General features: G+C 55.1%; 11 protein-coding genes and 1 pseudogene. 7 read left to right on the top strand and 5 right to left on the bottom strand.

Annotated elements, in window-relative coordinates; genetic code table 11:
* From trkD to IT781_RS19335, 3 genes and pseudogenes are all read left to right on the top strand, one after another.
* Positions 1-386 (top strand): annotated as a pseudogene (gene trkD, locus IT781_RS19345) (potassium transporter Kup); the annotation flags it as partial.
* Positions 387-452: 66 nt separating this feature from the next.
* On the top strand, positions 453-2,021 hold the full coding sequence (locus tag IT781_RS19340; RefSeq protein WP_194971820.1) for a DUF4118 domain-containing protein: 1,569 nt from the start codon (positions 453-455) through the stop codon (positions 2,019-2,021).
* On the top strand, positions 2,018-2,707 hold the full coding sequence (locus IT781_RS19335) for a response regulator (RefSeq protein ID WP_194971819.1): 690 nt from the start codon (positions 2,018-2,020) through the stop codon (positions 2,705-2,707). The genes IT781_RS19340 and IT781_RS19335 overlap by 4 nt, the downstream gene beginning before the upstream one ends.
* A 212-nt stretch (positions 2,708-2,919) precedes the next feature.
* Here IT781_RS19335 and IT781_RS19330 read toward each other — a convergent pair whose 3' ends face one another.
* Positions 2,920-3,771 carry a hypothetical protein gene (locus tag IT781_RS19330; RefSeq protein WP_194971818.1) on the bottom strand — a complete coding sequence of 284 codons (852 nt, stop codon included), beginning with the start codon at positions 3,769-3,771 and terminating at the stop codon, positions 2,920-2,922.
* 650 nt (positions 3,772-4,421) lie between these two features.
* Between IT781_RS19330 and IT781_RS19325 the strand changes: the two genes are divergently transcribed.
* Positions 4,422-4,919: a hypothetical protein gene (locus tag IT781_RS19325; RefSeq protein WP_194971817.1), complete on the top strand. Its 498-nt coding sequence runs from the start codon at positions 4,422-4,424 to the stop codon at positions 4,917-4,919.
* A 127-nt stretch (positions 4,920-5,046) separates the two neighbouring features.
* Here IT781_RS19325 and IT781_RS19320 read toward each other — a convergent pair whose 3' ends face one another.
* The 4 genes from IT781_RS19320 to IT781_RS19305 all read right to left on the bottom strand — a co-directional run bounded on the left by IT781_RS19320 (position 5,047) and on the right by IT781_RS19305 (position 12,718).
* On the bottom strand, positions 5,047-6,159 hold the full coding sequence (locus IT781_RS19320) for an inorganic phosphate transporter (protein WP_194971816.1): 1,113 nt from the start codon (positions 6,157-6,159) through the stop codon (positions 5,047-5,049).
* Positions 6,160-6,168: 9 nt separating this feature from the next.
* The gene (locus IT781_RS19315) at positions 6,169-6,798 is read right to left on the bottom strand and encodes a DUF47 domain-containing protein (RefSeq protein WP_194971815.1); all 630 of its coding nucleotides are present in this window, start codon (positions 6,796-6,798) and stop codon (positions 6,169-6,171) included.
* Between the two features lie 226 nt (positions 6,799-7,024).
* Entirely contained in the window at positions 7,025-9,652 is a 2,628-nt protein-coding gene (locus IT781_RS19310; protein WP_194971814.1) for an MMPL family transporter, read from the bottom strand.
* Between the two features lie 39 nt (positions 9,653-9,691).
* Positions 9,692-12,718: a calcium-translocating P-type ATPase, PMCA-type gene (locus IT781_RS19305; protein ID WP_228779284.1), complete on the bottom strand. Its 3,027-nt coding sequence runs from the start codon at positions 12,716-12,718 to the stop codon at positions 9,692-9,694.
* 112 nt (positions 12,719-12,830) lie between these two features.
* On the opposite strand from IT781_RS19305, the gene IT781_RS19300 reads away from it, so the two are divergent.
* From IT781_RS19300 to IT781_RS19290, 3 genes are read left to right on the top strand one after another with little or no spacing between them, the layout of a single operon-like run.
* On the top strand, positions 12,831-14,114 hold the full coding sequence (locus IT781_RS19300) for a TolC family protein (protein WP_194971813.1): 1,284 nt from the start codon (positions 12,831-12,833) through the stop codon (positions 14,112-14,114).
* Positions 14,107-15,396, top strand: coding sequence for an efflux RND transporter periplasmic adaptor subunit (locus IT781_RS19295; protein WP_194971812.1), 1,290 nt, complete (start codon positions 14,107-14,109; stop codon positions 15,394-15,396). Before IT781_RS19300 ends, IT781_RS19295 begins: the two co-directional genes overlap by 8 nt.
* Positions 15,389-18,526 carry an efflux RND transporter permease subunit gene (locus IT781_RS19290; protein WP_194971811.1) on the top strand — a complete coding sequence of 1,046 codons (3,138 nt, stop codon included), beginning with the start codon at positions 15,389-15,391 and terminating at the stop codon, positions 18,524-18,526. Before IT781_RS19295 ends, IT781_RS19290 begins: the two co-directional genes overlap by 8 nt.
* The last annotated feature ends 211 nt before the right edge of the window (positions 18,527-18,737 follow it).

Genomic DNA, 18,737 nt, shown 5'->3' with positions numbered 1-18,737 from the left:
ACAATCATGTCTTGCACGAGCAAGTCATGGTGCTGACGGTCGTGACCAAGGAAGAACCGTACGTGGACGAAGCGCATCGCGTCAAAATCCGGACTTTCGGGCAAAACCATAATTACCATCGCGTAAAGCTTTATTTCGGCTTTCAGCAAACGCCCGACGTGCGCCGCGCTCTGGAATTATGCAGGCAGCACGGCTTGGCCATCGATCCCGAACAGACTTCGTTTTTCATCGGCAGCGAGCGGGTTTCTTTCCGGCGTAAAAGCCCGATGCCGCGATGGCGCCGGCCGCTGTTCAGCTTTTTATTTCATAACTCATCCAGCGCGATAGAGTTTTTTAAAATTCCAGTCGGGCTAGTCATCGAATTGGGCATTCGTATTGAACTTTAAAGAAAAAGGCATTGTTCATCCGAGCGATCTTAAATGAAATGCCTTTAAGTTTTGAACAGTAAAGCCATGCAAAATCCGTCAACGCTAAAAAAACGTCCGACATTTCTCCGCAAACTGCCGCGCGGCCGTGAATTGCGAGGTTATGCTTGGGGCATGGCTGCGCCGTTTGTCTGTACGCTAATCAACTGGCCATTACAGAATATTCTGGGTGAAGCCAGCATTCTGATGATCTATCTACTGGGCGTGTTTCTCGTGGCAAACCATTTCGGCCGCGGCGCGTCTATTTTGGCTTCGCTGTTAAGTGCGCCTTTATTTGCTTTTTATTTTGCCAGGCCGATTTTTTCGCTCGCGATCTCCGACCTTGAGAACATCGTCGGCTTGGGGGTGATGATAGTCGTTGCCAACCTGACCAGCAATTTGCAGGATAAAGCACGCCTGCAAGCCGAACTGGCCCGGCAGCGGGAGAGTCGCACCAAAGCCTTGTACCGGTTAAGCCAGGCGTTAGCGGAAACCGGCAATCAGGAAAATGTTGCCGTCGTTGCCGTGCAGCATATTCACGATCAATTCGGCGCAATGTCCGTGTTGTTGTTTGCTGATGAACAAGGCCGTCTGGTTTACCCTGAGGCCGAACCGCTTCCTTTTTCGCTGCGCGCTACCGATTTGGCTGATGCGCAGCGGGCATTTAAGCTCGCTAAGGTTCAGCAGCGGCGTAATGGCTGCGCTCCGTTTTATTACCCATTAATGCGATCACAAACCGTATTGGCGGTTCTGGCCATAAGTTTTAAGGCAAGCTCGATCGATTCCGACCCGCAGCTCAGCGCATTTTTCGACACATTCTGCAGCCTGATTACTCAGACCCTGGAACGGTTGTATTTGGCAGGGCAGGCCAAAGACGCCACATTGCAAGCTGAAACCGAATCCTTACGCAATGCATTGCTAAGCGCCATATCGCATGACTTGCGTACGCCTTTGACCCGTATCAGCGGCGCCGCAAGCACGCTGATAGAAAGCGGCAGCGAGTGTTCGGAGGAAGAAAAGCAGGATTTGGGTAAGGTCATTCTGGAGGAAGCTCAGCGCATGTCGGATCTGACCAGCAAGATTCTCAATATGGCGAGGTTGAGCAGCGGCGAAATCATTCTGCATCAGGATTGGAACGCGGTTGAAGAGATTGTCGGCGGCGCATTGACCCGCCTGGATAAAAACTTGCAGGGCAGGCCGGTACGCACACAGTTGCCTGGCAGCCTGCCGCTGGTGTGGATAGATGCCGTACTGCTGGAACAGGTACTGGTCAATTTGATCGAAAACGCCATCAAATACACGCCGCCGGGCAGTCCTATCGATATAAGCGCCGAGCTGTTGCCGGCCACGGTGCGGCTGACTGTATCCGATTACGGCGACGGCATACCGAAAGGCATGGAGGAAAAATTGTTCGATAAATTCTACCGGCATGAGACTGAAACTCAGACCAGCGGCGTCGGATTGGGGCTGGCATTATGCCGGGCCATCGTCGAAGCCCATGGCGGCGCCATAAAGGCGACCAATCTGGCTGGCAAAGGCGCGGCATTCATGATCGATTTGCCGATGCGTGAACCGCCGTCGTTAAACTGGGATAAGGCCGAGAGCGCTACAGCATGAGCGAAATTCCGCCATTGATTTTGTTGATCGAAGACGATCCGCAAACCCGGCGCTTTCTAAAAAGCAGCCTCATGCATAGAGGCTGGCGCATCCTTGAAGCCGATAATGGCAAGACCGGGCTGGCTCTGGTCCATAGCGACAATCCCGATTTGATGATTCTGGATTTGGGCCTGCCTGACATGGATGGCATTTCGGTCATGAAAAAGCTGCGGCAAGTGTCTGATTTGCCGGTGCTGATATTGTCGGCCCGCAGCCAGGAGCAAAACAAGATTCTGGCGCTGGATGCCGGCGCGGACGACTATCTGACCAAACCGTTCGGCACCGGTGAACTGCATGCGCGTTTACAGGCCTTGCTGCGCCGAGCCAAACGGACCGTCAGCAGCGAGGTCTTTGAAACCGGCGAATTGAAAGTCGATCTGGTGAATCGCAAAGTCTTCATTTCCGGCAATGAAGTGCGCGTTACCCCGATCGAATTTCGGCTATTAAGCATCCTGATTCGTCATGCCGGGCTGGTCGTCAAGCATCATGAACTGCTCAAGGAAGTATGGGGCAGCGAGCATATCAATGATCAACATTATCTTCGGATTTACATGGGCCAACTGCGCCACAAGCTGGAAATCAATCCGGCCAGGCCCCGCTACTTGCTGACTGAGGTTGGCGTTGGTTATCGGCTGGCTGTTGATTAGGATGGCGAGTAAATGAGCGATGCCATCGTTGCCGTCAAAAAATATTCGTCGCGTTTCTGGGGGAATTCGATCTATCGCGAATGACATAGTTGAGCCAGAACTTGCCAGTTTGTAGGGTACGCACCGCGTACCTTTTCAAGTTTTTCCCTTGAATTAAATCCGAAAAGGTACGCGGTGCGTACCCTACTGGGCTACCGGTTCAGATAAAACCGTTATTTTTGCCAAGCATAAAGCGCATTAAGCATCTCATCCGTGGGGTATGTTTCGCCGTTATAATGCAGCTCATAATGGAAAGGACGGCGTTTAGATTCCGCTTCATTGTCATAGGAACTGATTGCTGTGATCAATAGATTGGCATAACCGTTGGTAGTGGCTTTGCCAATACCTATGTTCAGATTGAAACTTTCGATTATTGGGTCCAGAGCTATCGCTGGATCTGTGTCACTCATGCACCTTGAATCACCTCCTTTGAGGTAGGTCCAATAGGACATGGTCAGTCTTTCAAGAATGGGTTTGAGCGTTTTGCCATCTTGAACAAACAGCGTGCGATTACCCCCCTCATCACCATTTGTACAATAATGCGGGTGGCTCCCACTCACTATATTAATGCCAAAAGCTCTAACACCTGGTGCAAGTACATAACGGGCGGTATCTATCGACAAGCTGTAATCAGCGACGCGCATCGTAGCATCTTCATTGATTGAATCCGTATAGGCACTGACAACCTGGCCTTTTTGAGTATCGACCAGCGCCACCACTAACGGCTTTTCACCTTCGATATCTTCATCTAACGGCTTTTTATCTTCGATGTCTTCATCGTAAGCGAAGGCTGCAATAGTGATGGATTTGTCGATAGGCGAAACTTTGCATGCGCCGGCGATAATAACTCCACCATTCTCTATATTCGGAGACGTACTGTCTTTTAGATATGAGAAATTACTGATGTCAAAGTGTTTTCCAACAGTATTGATGACAGCATCGCTACACTGTTCAGCCTGGGCATAAGCTGAAGGGGTAAATCCCAGCACGATCCAGGCAATAGTACAGAGCTTGGCTTTTATCATAAATGTCACATCCTTTTTTCTTTATTTAATGTTGAATATGGGCTGAAAATCAGATTATTTTAAACTGGATAACAAGCTTAACATGCGTAAAGAACAGTTTCGGGATAACTTTGAAAATCGTCTAGCATCAATTTTGAATGGCAGACAACAGCTATTTTTTTATTTATTAAGGTTCAGCATGTGTGGGCTGGGCTGGAGCTTTAGTTTGTAGGGTACGCACCGCGTACCTTTTCAAATTTTTCCCTTGAATTAAATCCGAAAAGGTACGCGATGCGTACCTTTATCTACTGGGCTTCTTGGAAATTTCGAATAACCGGGCCAATACCTGCTAAGTTAGACAGTAATGGTACGAATAGAAATCAAGCATAAAAAATGAATAATGGTTGCGAAGGTAATAGAACTTAACTTGGCGAAAAATAATTAGTTGGGGGTATATTTAGTCAGGTTGAGATGGGTTCAACAAAGCGCCGCCAGCTCGTAAAGAACAATTGCTTGAAGCGATGTGTAAGTTCTTGAAGGAAATTAGCAAGTTTATAAAACTCAGCGTTGTAATGACTTAAAGCATAGGCAGGCTGGGTTGATAAAACCAGTCTACCATATTTTTAAGCGGAAATCCGGCATAGGCGGTTGATTATCAGGAGTTTTCCCCTATGAAAATTTTACCGGTATGTTCAAAAAATGCGCGTGTCGTGTTAAGTGCCGTCGTGTTCTATATTCTTGGTCTGACATGGGAAAGCGCTCTGGCTGCGCCTACGGAGGCAATTATTACCAATGGAGTGACGAACCCCGTGCAGGTTCGGGATGTAACGGGTGTCGGTGTGCGTCCGTACCAGCACCAGGCGAGTATCGGAGATTCATCAACCTGTGCGCCACAGTGCCGATTGACTTTTCCTGCAGTGCCTGCCGGGCAACGATTAGTCATTACCTACGTTTCTGCCCAGTTGGATGCGACGAGTTCGCCCGTTTTGGAAGGTGCAGACGAAACGCTTTTCCTCATTAGAACAGGCCCGGGAACGAATATTTCTTTACCGGTAACATTCTATTTCGAGCCTGGAGATGTTCCCGTCATCCGAGTCTTTCAACAAAATAGTGCGGCACGTACCTCTTTGATCGGTCTTCTCGTTGGGCACCTTGTTCCTGTTCAGTGACGGGTTGCAATTAAATTTAACCGGTAGCCAAAGCAGTCAGGGCGTGTTTGAGCTGGGGGATAAAATTTTAATTGCCTCGCGGGACGGGATCCCCCGTCCCGCGAGCATATAGGAATCCGATTTTCCGTTAATGCAGCAGAGACAACAAACTCACCATGCCCCAGGACAAACCGCCTGCCGCCGGGATTGTCAGAACCCAGGCCCAGACAATCCGCTCAATGATGGTGAGTTTAAGCGCGTGCGGATTCTTGGCGAAGCCCACGCCCATGATTGCGGTTGAAATGCTATGGGTAGTGGAAACGGGCATGCCAAAGTGGGCTGCGGTCAGCAGGATTGTCGCCGAACTGGTTTCCGCTGCGAAACCGTTGATCGGATGCAACTTCACCATTTTATGGCCAAGCGTTTTGATAATGCGCCAGCCGCCCACCGCAGTGCCCAACGCCATGACTATGGCGCAGGCAAATACAACCCAGGCATCGATATCTTTCTCCCCGCCATCCGGCCGCAGGAATTCAGCCCAGGCCGGCAGTTGGTCGAGCGTACCCGCGCTATTGGCGGCAAAAATTGCCAGGGCGATAATGCCCATGGTTTTTTGGGCATCGTTGGTACCGTGGGCAAATCCCATGTAACCGGCCGATAAAAGCTGGGCTTTCCCAAAGACGACGTTAATCCATTTCGGACGCGCCATGCGCGCCAAGACCCCGCCCACGGAATTCATGCCGCTGACGATAGCCATCAGCGCGCCCATGATGATGACGCCCAAAGTAAAACCGGCGATGGGCGAACTGACCATAGGGATCACTACTTTCCAGAGCAAGCCTTTGTTCTCTGTCCAGACCGCCGCGGTTTTCGACCAGATCAACACGTCAAAATTATTGTGCCCTGCCGCAACTGCTGCGCCGCACAGGCCGCCGATCAAGGCATGGCTGGAAGAGGAGGGCAGGCCCAGCGCCCAGGTGATCAGGTTCCAGATGATCGCGCCGGCCAGCGCGCAGATCAAAACTTCGGAGGTGATGTTTACCAGGCTGGTGTCGACCAATCCCGACGAAATGGTTTTCGCCACTGCCGTACCGGAAAACGCGCCGACCAGATTGGTGGCTGCGGCGAGAATGACCGCTTGCGTCGGCGTCAGTACTTTGGTGGCGACAACCGTGGCAATCGAGTTCGCGGTGTCGTGGAAGCCATTGATGAATTCAAAAATAAGCGCTGCCAGGATGACAAGCAAGAGCAGAGTCAGCATAGCAACCTTTTATGAATTTTTCAGAACGATGTGATAAATGACATTGCCCGCGTCTCGGCAACGGTCGATCGCTTTTTCCAGAATCTGAAACAAATCCTTTTTTACCAGATAGCGGATCGGATCGGTTTCATTGGTGTAAACATCCCGGTACAGTTCAAGGATTTGACGATCAGCTTCGGCTTCAATGGCTTGCAGCTTATCGTTCAGTTTTTTGGTTCGATCCAGATCCATTCCTGCACGCAACAGTTTGACCATTTGTTCCAGGACTTCGCAGGCCTGTTCCAGCATGGCGGCGCGGCTGGTGAAATCCACATCGCCAATGCGATCAATGGCTAATGTGTAACGTTCCGCGAACTTTTCCACGACTTTGGGGATTTTATAGAGGGCTCTGTTAAGGGCTTCAATGTCTTCACGATCGAGCACCGTCACAAACGTATTGACTAATTCTTCGCTGATTTGCCCGAATAAATCCTTTTCCTGGCGGCGGGCCTGTTTGAATTTTTCCAAGGATTGCTGCGAGGCGGGCGTACTTAAGAGTTCAATTAACGCCCTGGTGGACAAACGTGCGGATTCTGCACTGGCTTCGAGCAGGCCATAGAATTTATCGCCTTTGCCGAAGATGGTTTGCAATGAAAACATGTGTTTCTTTCCTGATTTTAAGCCATAAGGCATTTGTTAATTATTTCTTAATTATCGCATAACTTCCTTGTTAAATCTTGGAAGTTTTGGCTCAAAATAATAGACCATGAACTTATAAGCTAGTGATTGGATTCATGTTTCATTTCTGGCATAAGTATCGGTAACCGACCCAACGGCTGGAGCGCCCTAGCCCGCGGCCCCGCTTACGCAGCATCAGTCAACCCGCTCAACTCTGTGTCTTATAAGCAAACGCCGGCAGTACAATGAGGGTGCAGAGAATGTTCAGCAGCAGCCCGATAGACAGCAGCTGTCCCATGCTGGCAAGGCCCAGGTGCGGCGTGAACGCCATACTGATCAGGCTGCACATCGTGGTCAGTTCGCTGAAGACCACACCTCTCGCCGTACCGGTTCTTAATACGCTGTCCTCGTGCTCGGGGCTGCGTATGCGGCTCATGATGTTGATGCCGGCATCAACGCCCAGCCCGAACAGTATCGGTATGACGATGATATTGGCGAAGTTGAACGGATTGTCCATGACTACCGTTGAGACGCCGGTCAGGATGGCCGTGGTTACCAGCGGCAGCAGAATCAATAGCGCATCCTTGGCGTTGCGCTGCGTGAACAGCAAAACCAGAATGATGGCCGCCACCGCGCTGGCCAGCGCCTGTTGAAAGGCTTTCACTATCGCTGTGCCCGATTCCAGATAAATGACCGGCAGGTCCGTAGCGTGAGGCGCTATCTGACGAACTTCCTTGATGAACGCTTTCAGGTTTTTTTCATCGTTGAGATCCTTGCTGGGCGTAACCTGGATTCTGTAAACGCCATCCTTGCTGAGCCAGCGCTCGGCCAGATCGCGGGGCAGCGTATCGACCGTGACCGGGTCCGGGTTTAGCCCTTTCAGCAACGTGTTCATAGTTTGCGGCAGCGTGCCCAGCAGGCTGCGCTGCAATTTAGCCAGCGTGGCCTTTTTTTCCGGTTCGGATTCGGATTTCAGCACGGCAATCAGCGACTCCACTTCCTGGAACAACAGGCGCAAGGTCGCCGCCAGCTGGCCGTCCGGTTTTGCCTTCAAATGCTGTTCGATGGCCTGCTTGAACTTTTCGAGCGCCGCCATGTTGTTCTCAATGCTGTCCTGATGGGGCGGCGGGAAGGTAGTCAGCTGGAGTCCCATAACCAAAGACAGGTCTTCGATGATGGCCAGCTTGGCTTCCTGATCAGCGGGAATATAATCAAATATCGTGATCGCGTTTTCGACCGTTTCCAGCTTTTTCAGTTTCTCTGCCATGGCGAGCGCCTCGTCTTTATTTTTCGTCATGACCGTCAGGGTCATCGGGGAGGTATCTTTGGTTTTCAGCAACTCCCGGAACGTAACGACGGATTCGGACTTGGGATCGCGCAGATTGAGCGGATTGATATCGAACCGGGCCTGAGTCAGCAGGCCCAGTCCGACCACTATCAAGGCGGCCGTTGTCCACTTGACCAGGGTCGCATGTTCGATTGGAAAGCGGTAAACCCAGTCCGGGAACAGATGATCGGATTTTTTTTCTGCCGGCCCGGAATTCAGCGGGAACAGCTTCAGCATGGCCGGCAGCACTGTCAGTGTGATCAACAGGGAAATAAAAATGCCCGCGCCGGCGATGGCGCCCAGTTCGGAAACGCCGGTGTATTGGGTCGGGACGAAGGAAAAAAAGCCCGTCGCCCCCGTGATCGCGCATAGGGTGATGGGCGGGGCGACTCTGTGCACGGCTTCGGTCAGCGCTTGCCGCCGGGACAGGTTTTGCCGCAGCAGCTCCCGATAGCGCATGCATACCTGAACCGCATAGTCATCGCCGATGCCGATATATAAAGCCGCAAACGATATGGAGATGAGGTTCAGATTACCGAAGGCCAGCGTGGCGAAGCCAAAAGTCAGCGTCAAGCCCATGGTCAGGACGCTTAATGTAGCCAGTGTCAACTTGAAAGAGCGGAAGCCGATCAGTAAAGACAGAAAGACCAGCAGGAACGAAAACGCCGAGGCCATTTCGGCGCTGTAAGTCACCGTGGCCAGTTCATCATGTTCCAGCACGACCTCGCCGGTCAGCCGTACATGGACGCCGGGAAAGGTTTGCTCGGCTTTATCCGCAATAGCCCGCACCGCCGCCAGCGGCTTCTCGGCCGGCATCAATTCGTTAAATTCCAGGTGCGGCTTGAGCAGTACAAAGCGCCGGGTGCTCAACAAATCATTGTCTTCGCCCATCATCATTTGCTGCCAGGACAACTGATAGGTTTTACCTTCGATCGCGGCCCGGATCGCCAGGCGTATTTTATCCAGCATGGGATTCAGGTCGACCGGTAGCTCATGCGCTTCCTCGGTGAGAGCCTGTCCGAGAATGAGCCATAGCTCTTTCAGACTGTTGTCCTTGGAGAGCGCGCCGATAAAGGGCTGGGCTTCCGTCATTTTGCCGGCCAGATCCTGGACTTCTTTAAGATCCGGGTAGAGCAGGCCATGCCGGTCGAAAAACTCCCCTGATCCGGGGATGTAAACCGATTGTATCTGTTTTTCACGGCTGAACTGCGCCCCGAGATAGTCCAGCGCTTGAGTGGCCTGTTCCGGCGTCCTGGCATCGACAACGACCAGGATCGCCTGATCATCCTGCGGAAAGGTCTTGATGAAGCGTTCCCGATCTTTTTGAAACTGCAGATCCTTCGACAGTATGTCGGTCGTATCGGCATCGACGCCCATATGCCTGGCCGTATAATACAGGCTGAATCCGCAGAGCAGCAGGACCAGCAGTATCAGCGTTTTCGGATAACGCAGCAAGCGGCTATCCAGGTTGGTGATAAACTGACCATAAACTTCGGTAACTTTTTTCATACAGTACCTTCGTTTTTATTGTCGGGGCAGAATCAAGGGCTACTTTTTTGTCTTAAGCCATTTGACTATGAACTGCAAGAATTTGCGCAATTCCTCAAATACCAAAACGGACGAAGCAACGGCAAAGGCAAGGAGCCAGTCTGCCGGTTTCAACGCCGTGGTATGGAAAACAGCCTGAGCCGGGGACCAATGCACGGCCAGTACCTGCAGCAGCACAACGCCGAAAAGGGCAAGCCAGAGTATGCGGTTAGCAAAGAAATGCCGGTTGAACGTCGTGGTCCTTTCGGCGCGCGCGTTGAACACGTTGAACACCTGAAACAGCACAAACGTCGTGAAAGCCAGTGTCGCGGCATAGCCGGCCGGGTTGCTTTGCAGGCCGTAATAAAGAATGGTCAATGTGCCGACCGCCATGGTCAGACCGTAAGTGAACAGATTGCCCAGACGCCGCCAGGACAGGATGGGCGCGTTTGGATCGCGCGGCGCTTCCGTCATGCTGCCCGGCCGCACGGGATCGATGCCGAGCGCCATGGCCGGCGGCCCGTCCATGATGATATTGATCCACAGCAATTGCACGGCCGTAAACGGAGACGGCAGATTCAGCAGCGGGGCGCTGGCTACGGCCAGGATGGCGCCGATATTGGTCGAAAGCTGGAAGCGGACGAATTTGATCATATTGTCGTAAATGCCGCGCCCTTCCTTGACCGCTTTGACGATCGTGGCGAAATTGTCATCGGTCAGCACCATCGTGGCCGCTTCCTTGGCGACGTCGGTGCCGGTGACGCCCATGGCGATGCCGATGTCGGCGCTTTTCAGGGCCGGCGTATCGTTGACGCCGTCGCCGGTCATGGCGACGACATGGCCGGCGGCCTTCAGGGCTTTGACGATGCGGACTTTCTGCTCCGGCGCCGTGCGCGCGAAAACGCCGATCTTTTCAATGCGGCCAGCCAGCGCTTCATCGTTCAGATCGGCCAGTTCCAGTCCTTCGACGACGTCGTCTGTCAGTCCCAGTTCTTGTGCGATGGCTTTGGCCGTCACTTTCTGGTCGCCCGTGATCATCTTGACTTCGATGCCGGCCTGCCGGCACAGGGCGATCGCATCGCGGGCTTCGGGCCTGGGCGGGTCCATCAGGCCGATCAGTGCGACAAAGGTCAGCTCCGCCATGTAATGGAACAGGTCATGGTCCCCAGCAAATTGGTCGACCGGCAGCGTTCTTTCGGCTACGGCCAATACGCGCAAGCCCGTAGCGGCCATGGTTTTGTTGACGGTCAGCAGTTCGTCTTTACGGAGCGGGGCGGGTTTGCCTTCGGTATCGAGTACCGCAGTGCAGCGGTTCAGAATGACTTCAGGAGCGCCTTTAACAAACACCTTGACATGGTCGCCGTCGCGATGAAAGGTCGCCATGAATCTATGCTCGGCATCGAAAGGCAGTTCGACCAGGCGCGGCAGTTGGGCGAGAGCCTCTTTTTTGTCGATGCCGCCCTTGGCAGCCAGTACCAGCAGGGCGCCCTCCATCGGATCGCCGACGACCTGACCGTCGTGCAGATGGCTGTTATTGCACAGCGCCAGTGGCAGCAGCAGGTTCGACAGATTCCCGTTATGGCCGGCTTCGGCCGAAATCGTGCCGTCAAGATCATAGCCTTCGCCGCTTATAGAGTAATTCCGGCCCTGATAAAAGACCGACCGTGCAGTCATCTGGTTGACGGTCAGCGTGCCGGTTTTGTCGGTGCAGATCACGGTTGTGCAGCCCAGCGTTTCGACGGCCGCAAGGCGCTTGATGATCGCGCGCTGCCGGGCCAGACGATGCATGCCCAGCGCCAGCGTGACGGTGACAACGGCCGGCAGCCCTTCCGGTATGGCGGCCACGGCCAGCGCAATGGCCGTAAATGCGGTTTCTATCAGCGGCTCGCCGCGCCACAATGCGCTCACGAACAGGCCGATAATCACGAGCAACGCGATCAGCGCCAGCCGCTTGCCCAGGCCGTCCAGTTGTATTTGCAGCGGCGTTTCGCCGTCTTCAGCCTGCGCGAGCAGTCCCGCCAGCCGGCCGATTTCGGTGTCCATGCCGGTCGCGGTCACGACCATTTCGGCGCGGCCGCGCGTGACGGCATTGTTCATGTAGACCATGTTGTTGCGTTCGGCCAGCGGTAAAAGCTCGGGCAGCGGCTGGATTTGCTTGGCAACCGGTATCGATTCGCCGGTCAGCGAAGCTTCGTCAACCTCCAGCGTGTGGGCTGAGATGATGCGGCCATCGGCCGGGATCTTATCGCCGGCGTCGAGAATCACGATATCGCCCGGCACGAGTTGCTCCACCGGCAGATCCCGGTTACGGCCCTCGCGGCGGACTTCGGCATGCAGTGCCAGCATTTTTTTCAGTGCCGCCAGTGATTGTTCGGCCTGAAATTCCTGATAGAAGCCCAGGAAGGCATTGATGATGACCACCACCAGAATCACGGCGCCGTCCGTGATATCGCCGACGGCCGTGGCCAGCAGGGCGGCGGCGATCAATACCAATATCAGAAAGCTCTTGAACTGCGACAAAAGCAGCAACCAGGCAGGTTTGGGCGGTTTTTCAGCAAGCTTGTTGGGACCGTAATGTTTCAGCCGCTCTGCCGCCTCGGTCTGGCTGAGTCCTTCGGTCTGAACCGAGGCCAGCTCCTGCAGCGCCTGCTCAGCGCTCATGCCGTGCCAGGCAGGCGCCTCGCCGCTTGGCGCAGGCGCTTTGGCTACGCTCCGATAACGCCGCCGGCTATAAATGAACAGGATTCCGGCAATCAAGATAAAAAAGGCGGCCGCAATGGCCCAGGCCGGCATCGGCCGGCTCAGCACATCGCTGAGCAAGAACATGACTTTATCGAACGAAATCATTCGGATCCTTGTTATTCTTTTTGATGAAGGCGATTTACAACAAAGATTGGATGACAGGAGTCGGCGAAACGTTCCGGAATAGCGCAGGAAGCCGAACCAGACAAAGGCGGGCTGATTGGGCAACTCTTCATTCCGAAGCCGCTGATGCCGGGCGGGCTTGCGCCATTTCAGCATTGCAGGCTGGATTGCTAAACCCAGCATTTCCAAGTCACTTATGCCGGGTTTCCGCTAAAGCTTTAAACCAGCCTACGAGGACTTGCGTCACTTCAGTTAAATCAGTACATTGCCCTAACGGATTTATTGCGAGGATATCATGCCGTCCACCCTATTCAAGCCTATCGCCTTAGTCGCGCTCTTGTTGATCGGCGGAATGGCCGGTGCCCAGGAGCCGGCTGCTCTGACGCTGGAAGCTGCGGCCGAACTGGCCGTCCGGGATAATCCCGATCTGGCGCAGATGCTGGCCCGCGCCAGGGCGATGGCGGACATTCCCTCGCAGGCCGGCACCTTGCCGGACCCCGAGCTCAGCTTCAGCGCCATGAGTCTGCCTGTAGACAACTTCGATACCCGGCAGGAGGACATGACCCAGCTTCTGGTCGGCATTACGCAGGCGATTCCATTCCCGGGCAAACTGGCCCTGCGCGAACAGGCGGCCGCCTACGAAGCGGCCGCGGCAGCGCACAACGCGGCCGAAGTGCGTCGGCGCCTGCTCAGCGACGTCAAGATCACCTGGTGGCTGATCTTCTATCTGGACCGCGCTCTCGGCATCGTCGATAACAACCAGTCCCTGCTGCATCAGTTCGTCGACATCGCCCGGACCAAATACGAAGTCGGCGAAGGCTTGCAGCAGGATGTTCTGTTGGCCCAGCTGGAATTGTCCAAGCTGCTCGACCAGAAAATAAACCTGGCCGCCTTGCGGCGCAATGCGGCGGCCAAGCTGAATGCGCTGCTGGACAGACCGGCCAACGGCGATCTTAAACTGCCGGCTGATGTTGCGATGCAGCTGCCGGCCGTGTTGCCGGAAGATAAGCTTTATGCACAGGCCGAAGCGTCGAGAGCCATGCTGGAAGGCGGACGCCAGGATATCAATGCAGCGCAGTCGCGGCTGGAGCTGGCAAAAAAAGATTATCTGCCCGATTTCATGGTCGATGCGTCCTATGGTGCGCGCGATGACACCCTGGCCGGCGACCGGCGCTCGGATTTATTGAGTCTGGGGGTGCGCGTCAATATGCCGATCTTCGCGGCTCAGAAACAAGCCAAGGCTGTCGATCAGCGCACCAGCGAACTGATGCAGCAGAAATATGCGCTGCAGGATCAATGGAACAATGTCCGTTCGCAGATCTCGCAAAGTTACAGCGATTACCGGCGCGCCAGGGAGCAGTTCGTGCTGTTTGAAACCGGCATCGTGCCGCAGGCGCAGCAGACCGTCGCTTCCATGCTGAGCGGTTACCAGGTCAACAAAGTCGATTTTCTTAACCTGGTGCGCAGCCAGATCACGCTGTTCGATTACCAAACCCAATACTGGAAGGCTTTTACCGAGGCCAATCAGTCATTGGCCCAATTAAGTGCAGCCGTCGGCAGTGATGAGATTTATGAATAAGCAGACAGTCATAACCGCCATTTTAATGCTGGCGCTGGGCGCCGGCAGCGGCTACTGGCTGGCGAGCCGGCAAATGGTTCACGAACAGCCGGCTGTCGCGCCGGCAGCGCCTAAAAAGCCGCTGTTTTACCGCAACCCGATGAATCCGGATGTGACTTCGCCGGTGCCGGCCAAGGACAGCATGGGCATGGATTATGTTCCGGTCTATGCTGAGGAAGAGGCGGCTGCCGAAAAGCCGGGCACCGTCAAAATTGACCCCTCGACGACGCAGGACATCGGCGTACGCACCGCCAAAGCAAGCCGGCAAACGCTGTCTCAGGGAATCCGTGCGGTAGGGCGCGTGACTTATGACGAAGAGCGTATCGTGCGCCTGCATCCGAAAACGGAAGGCTGGATCGAGAAGATGTCGGTCGATAAAACCGGCCAGTGGGTCAAGAAAAATACCGACCTGCTGAGCATCTATTCGCCGCAGCTGGTGGCCAGCCAGCAGGAATACGTGCTGGCCTTGAAGAATCTTGAAGTATTGAAGCAAAGTCCGATAGCAGAGATCCGGCGCGGCGCCGAGGAACTGGTCAACAGTTCGCGCGAACGCCTGAAATTGCTGGATGTGCCGGAACATCAGCTACACGATCTGACGCATACGTATGAAATCAGGAAAAGCCTGCACATTCATACGCCGGCGGCCGGCATCGTGATCGAGATCGGCGCGCGTGAAGGGCAGTACGTCACGCCTGAGACGCAACTGTATATGATCGCCGACCTCAGCAAAATCTGGGTTTACGCCGATATTTACGAATACGAGCTGCCCTGGGTCAAGGAGGGCGATCCGGTCGAAATGCGGCTGGCCGGCGTGCCCGGCAAGGTTTTCAAGGGGCATCTGGCGTTTATCTATCCGTATGCCGAGCCTAAAACGCGCACGATCAAAGTGCGGCTGGTCTTTGACAATGCCGAGCTGCTGCTGAAGCCGGATATGTTCGCCGAAGTCACGATTCAGGCCGGCAGGCGGCAGGAAGCCTTGGTTGTTCCGGCCGAGGCCGTGGTTCGCTCCAGTGCCGGCGACCGGGTTTTTGTCGTAAAAGGCAAAGGCCGGTTTGAGCCGCGCACGGTCAGGCTGGGATTGGCCTCAAACGGTCACATCGAAATACGTGAGGGCCTGGCGGAAGGCGAGGAAGTCGTGACATCGGCGCAGTTTATGATCGATTCCGAGTCCAATCTGCGCGAAGCGACGACCAAGATGATGACTCCTGAGCCATCACAACAGGCACCGCATCAGCATGATTAGCCGCGTCATCAGCCTGTCGCTGAGCAACCGTCTCATGGTGCTGATAGCGGCCCTGATCCTGGCCACAGCGGGTGTCTGGTCGTACCGGCACATGCCGCTCGATGCGATTCCGGATCTGTCCGATGTTCAGGTCATCGTGTTTACGGATTATGCCGACCAGGCGCCGCAGGTCGTCGAGGACCAGGTCACGTACCCGCTGACGACGGCCATGCTGGCCGTGCCGCATGCCAAGGTCGTGCGCGGCTATTCTTTCTTCGGTCTGTCGTTCGTCTATATTATTTTCGAGGACGGCACAGATATTTACTGGGCCCGGTCGCGGGTGCTGGAATACCTGAATTACGTCAGGGAGCGGCTGCCGCAGGGCGTGACGCCGACGCTGGGGCCCGATGCCACCGGCGTCGGCTGGATTTATGAATACGCGCTGATCGACAAAAGCGGCCGCCATGACCTGGCGCAATTGCGCTCGATTCAGGACTGGTATCTGCGTTACCCGCTGCAGACCGTGCCCGGTGTTGCCGAAGTGGCGTCTGTGGGCGGTTTCGTCAAGCAGTATCAGGTCGAAGTCGACCCCAACGTATTGCAGGCTTATCAGATCCCGCTGTCGACCGTCGTGGCGGCCATCAAGCGTTCCAACAACGACGTTGGCGGCCGTTTGCTGGAAATGGGCGAGACCGAGTATATGGTCAGAGGGCTGGGCTACATCAAATCGATCTCCGACCTGAAAACCATCCCGGTCGGCGTCGATGCCAACGGCACGCCTGTGCGTCTGCAGGATGTCGCACACATCCAGATTGGTCCGGAATTGCGGCGCGGCCTCGTGGAATTGAACGGCGAGGGCGAAGTTGCGGCCGGCGTCGTTATCATGCGATTTGGTGAGAATGCGCTGGCGACTATTGAAGGCGTGCGCGCCAAGCTCGAGGAACTCAAGAAAGGGCTGCCCGAAGGCGTCGAGATTGTCAGTGTTTATGACCGCGGCAGCCTGATAGAACGCGCCGTCGATACGCTCAATGAAGCTTTGACCCAGGAGCTGATCATCGTCTGCCTCGTGATCGCGCTGTTTCTGTTGCACCTGCGCTCGTCGCTGGTCATCATCGTCAGCCTGCCGCTCGGGATTCTGGCCGCGTTCATCATCATGCGCTGGCAGGGCCTGAACGCCAATATCATGTCGCTGGGCGGCATCGCGATCGCGATAGGCGATATGGTTGACGGCGCCATCGTCATGGTCGAGAATGCGCACAAGCATCTGGCCGATGCGGCTCACAGAAAGCATGGCGAACTGACTGCGCGCGAACGCTGGCAGGCCATCGGCAACGCCGCGCTCGAGGTCGGCCCGGCGCTGTTCTTCTCGCTGCTGATCATTACCGTCTCATTCATCCCGATTTTCGCGATGGAAGCCCAGGAAGGGCGGCTGTTCAGCCCGCTGGCGTTTACCAAATCCTATGCGATGGCAGCGGCGGCGATATTGACTGTTACGCTCGTGCCGGTGCTGATGGGCTATTTCATCCGCGGCCGGATCATTCCCGAGCATAAAAATCCGGCCAACCGTTTTCTGCATTTTCTGCACGCGCCGATTCTGAGGCTGGCGATGCGCTGGCGCGGCCTGACGATCCTGCTGGTCGTGCTGTTGATGGTGACGACGCTGTATCCGTTGTCGCGGATCGGCAGCGAATTCATGCCGCCGCTCGATGAAGGCGACATCCTGTACATGCCGACCACGTTCCCGGGCATTTCAATCACCAAGGCGCGTGAGTTGCTGCAGCAGACCGACAAGATCCTGAAGACTTTTCCCGAAGTCGAACGCGTGTTCGGCAAAGTAGGGCGCGCCGAGACGGCCACCGACTCGGCGCCGCTGATGATGATCGAGACGACGATCCAGTTGAAACCCAAAGACCAGTGGCCCGATCCCGGCAAAACATCCAGGCAGTTGATGGACGAGATGAACGAGGCTATCGCGTTTCCAGGCATGGCCAATGCCTGGACCATGCCGATTAAGAACCGCATCGACATGCTGTCGACCGGCATCAAAACGCCGGTCGGCATCAAAGTGTCGGGACCTGATCTGAATGTCCTGCAATCCCTGTCCCAGAAAATTGAACAGCTCATGAAGACGCTGCCCGAAACCCTGTCGGCCTATGGCGACCGCGTGGTCGGCGGCTATTTCCTGGATTTCGACATCAACCGCGAGGCGGCGGCCCGTTACGGCCTGACTGTCGGCGATGTGCAGGATGTGATCCAGAGCGCGATCGGGGGCATGAATATCACGGAAACCGTGGAAGGGTTGGAGCGTTATCCGGTCAACGTGCGCTATCCGCGCGATTTTCGTGACAATATCGGCGCCTTGCGGCGCGTGCTGGTGCCGACGCCTGCAGGCGCCCAGATACCGCTGGCGCTGGTGGCCGATCTGACGCTCAGGCGCGGTACCGACGTCATTAAAAGCGAAGGCGCGCGTCCCAATGCCTGGGTCTATGTCGATATCACGACATCCGATATCGGCGGCTTTGTGAACCGCGCCAAACAGACGCTGGCAGACAATCTGCAGATTCCGGCCGGCTATACCGTGAGCTGGTCAGGCCAGTTCGAGTATATGGAGCGCGCCGCGGAGCGCCTGCAGGTTGTCGTGCCGGTCACGCTGCTGCTGATTTTTCTGCTGCTGTATTTCACCTTCCGCAATTTTGTCGAGCCCTTGCTGGTCATGCTGACGATCCCGTTCGGACTGATCGGCGGCATCTGGTTGATTTACGCCCAGGGCTTCAACCTGTCGGTTGCCGTCTATGTCGGCTTTATCGCGCTGGCCGGCACGGCTGCCGAAACCGGCATCATGGTGCTGAGTTTCATAGACATGGAAATAGAACGGCTGCGCGGGCTGAAACAGGCGCCGCTGACGGCCGCCGAAATCAGGAATGCCGCCGAGACAGCAACAGCCTTGCGCGTGCGGCCCGTGTCCATTACCGCGATCTGCAATATCGTCGGCCTGATCCCGATCATGTGGGCGACAGGCAGCGGCGCCGACGTCACGCAACGCATTGCCGCGCCGGTGCTGGGCGGCATGGTGAGCGTGCTGATGCTGAGTCTTCTGGTGTTTCCGGTGCTGTATAGTCTGGTACTACAGTATCAGGAGAGAAAGGCCTAATAAAAACCACGGAGAACACGAAGGTCACGAAGAAATAAATGTAGGACATATGCAGGCGTTTGGAGCGGTTCCGGAAGTGTAGGCTGGGTTGGAGATTTGCGGAAAATCGGTCTACCGCATTAATAAAATTTAATTGATGTTTGGCATAGTTGATTATCCCGTTTGCCGCGCCGAGCACCGGAGCTTTTAACAGATCAGGCCCGTAGGGGCG

This window comes from Methylobacter sp. BlB1 (assembly GCF_015476545.1).
GTDB lineage: Bacteria > Pseudomonadota > Gammaproteobacteria > Methylococcales > Methylomonadaceae > Methylobacter.
Note: the sequence above shows the minus strand (reverse complement) of the source record. Positions and strands in the feature narration are given on the sequence as shown.

Bases quoted from the DNA above. Each gene is read 5' to 3' on its own strand.
- IT781_RS19340 (WP_194971820.1), top strand. From the start codon at position 453: ATGCAAAATCCGTCAACGCTAAAAAAACGTCCGACATTTCTCCGCAAA.
- IT781_RS19335 (WP_194971819.1), top strand. From the start codon at position 2,018: ATGAGCGAAATTCCGCCATTGATTTTGTTGATCGAAGACGATCCGCAA.
- IT781_RS19330 (WP_194971818.1), bottom strand. From the start codon at position 3,771: ATGATAAAAGCCAAGCTCTGTACTATTGCCTGGATCGTGCTGGGATTT.
- IT781_RS19325 (WP_194971817.1), top strand. From the start codon at position 4,422: ATGAAAATTTTACCGGTATGTTCAAAAAATGCGCGTGTCGTGTTAAGT.
- IT781_RS19320 (WP_194971816.1), bottom strand. From the start codon at position 6,159: ATGCTGACTCTGCTCTTGCTTGTCATCCTGGCAGCGCTTATTTTTGAA.
- IT781_RS19315 (WP_194971815.1), bottom strand. From the start codon at position 6,798: ATGTTTTCATTGCAAACCATCTTCGGCAAAGGCGATAAATTCTATGGC.
- IT781_RS19310 (WP_194971814.1), bottom strand. From the start codon at position 9,652: ATGAAAAAAGTTACCGAAGTTTATGGTCAGTTTATCACCAACCTGGAT.
- IT781_RS19305 (WP_228779284.1), bottom strand. From the start codon at position 12,718: ATGCTGGGTTTAGCAATCCAGCCTGCAATGCTGAAATGGCGCAAGCCC.
- IT781_RS19300 (WP_194971813.1), top strand. From the start codon at position 12,831: ATGCCGTCCACCCTATTCAAGCCTATCGCCTTAGTCGCGCTCTTGTTG.
- IT781_RS19295 (WP_194971812.1), top strand. From the start codon at position 14,107: ATGAATAAGCAGACAGTCATAACCGCCATTTTAATGCTGGCGCTGGGC.
- IT781_RS19290 (WP_194971811.1), top strand. From the start codon at position 15,389: ATGATTAGCCGCGTCATCAGCCTGTCGCTGAGCAACCGTCTCATGGTG.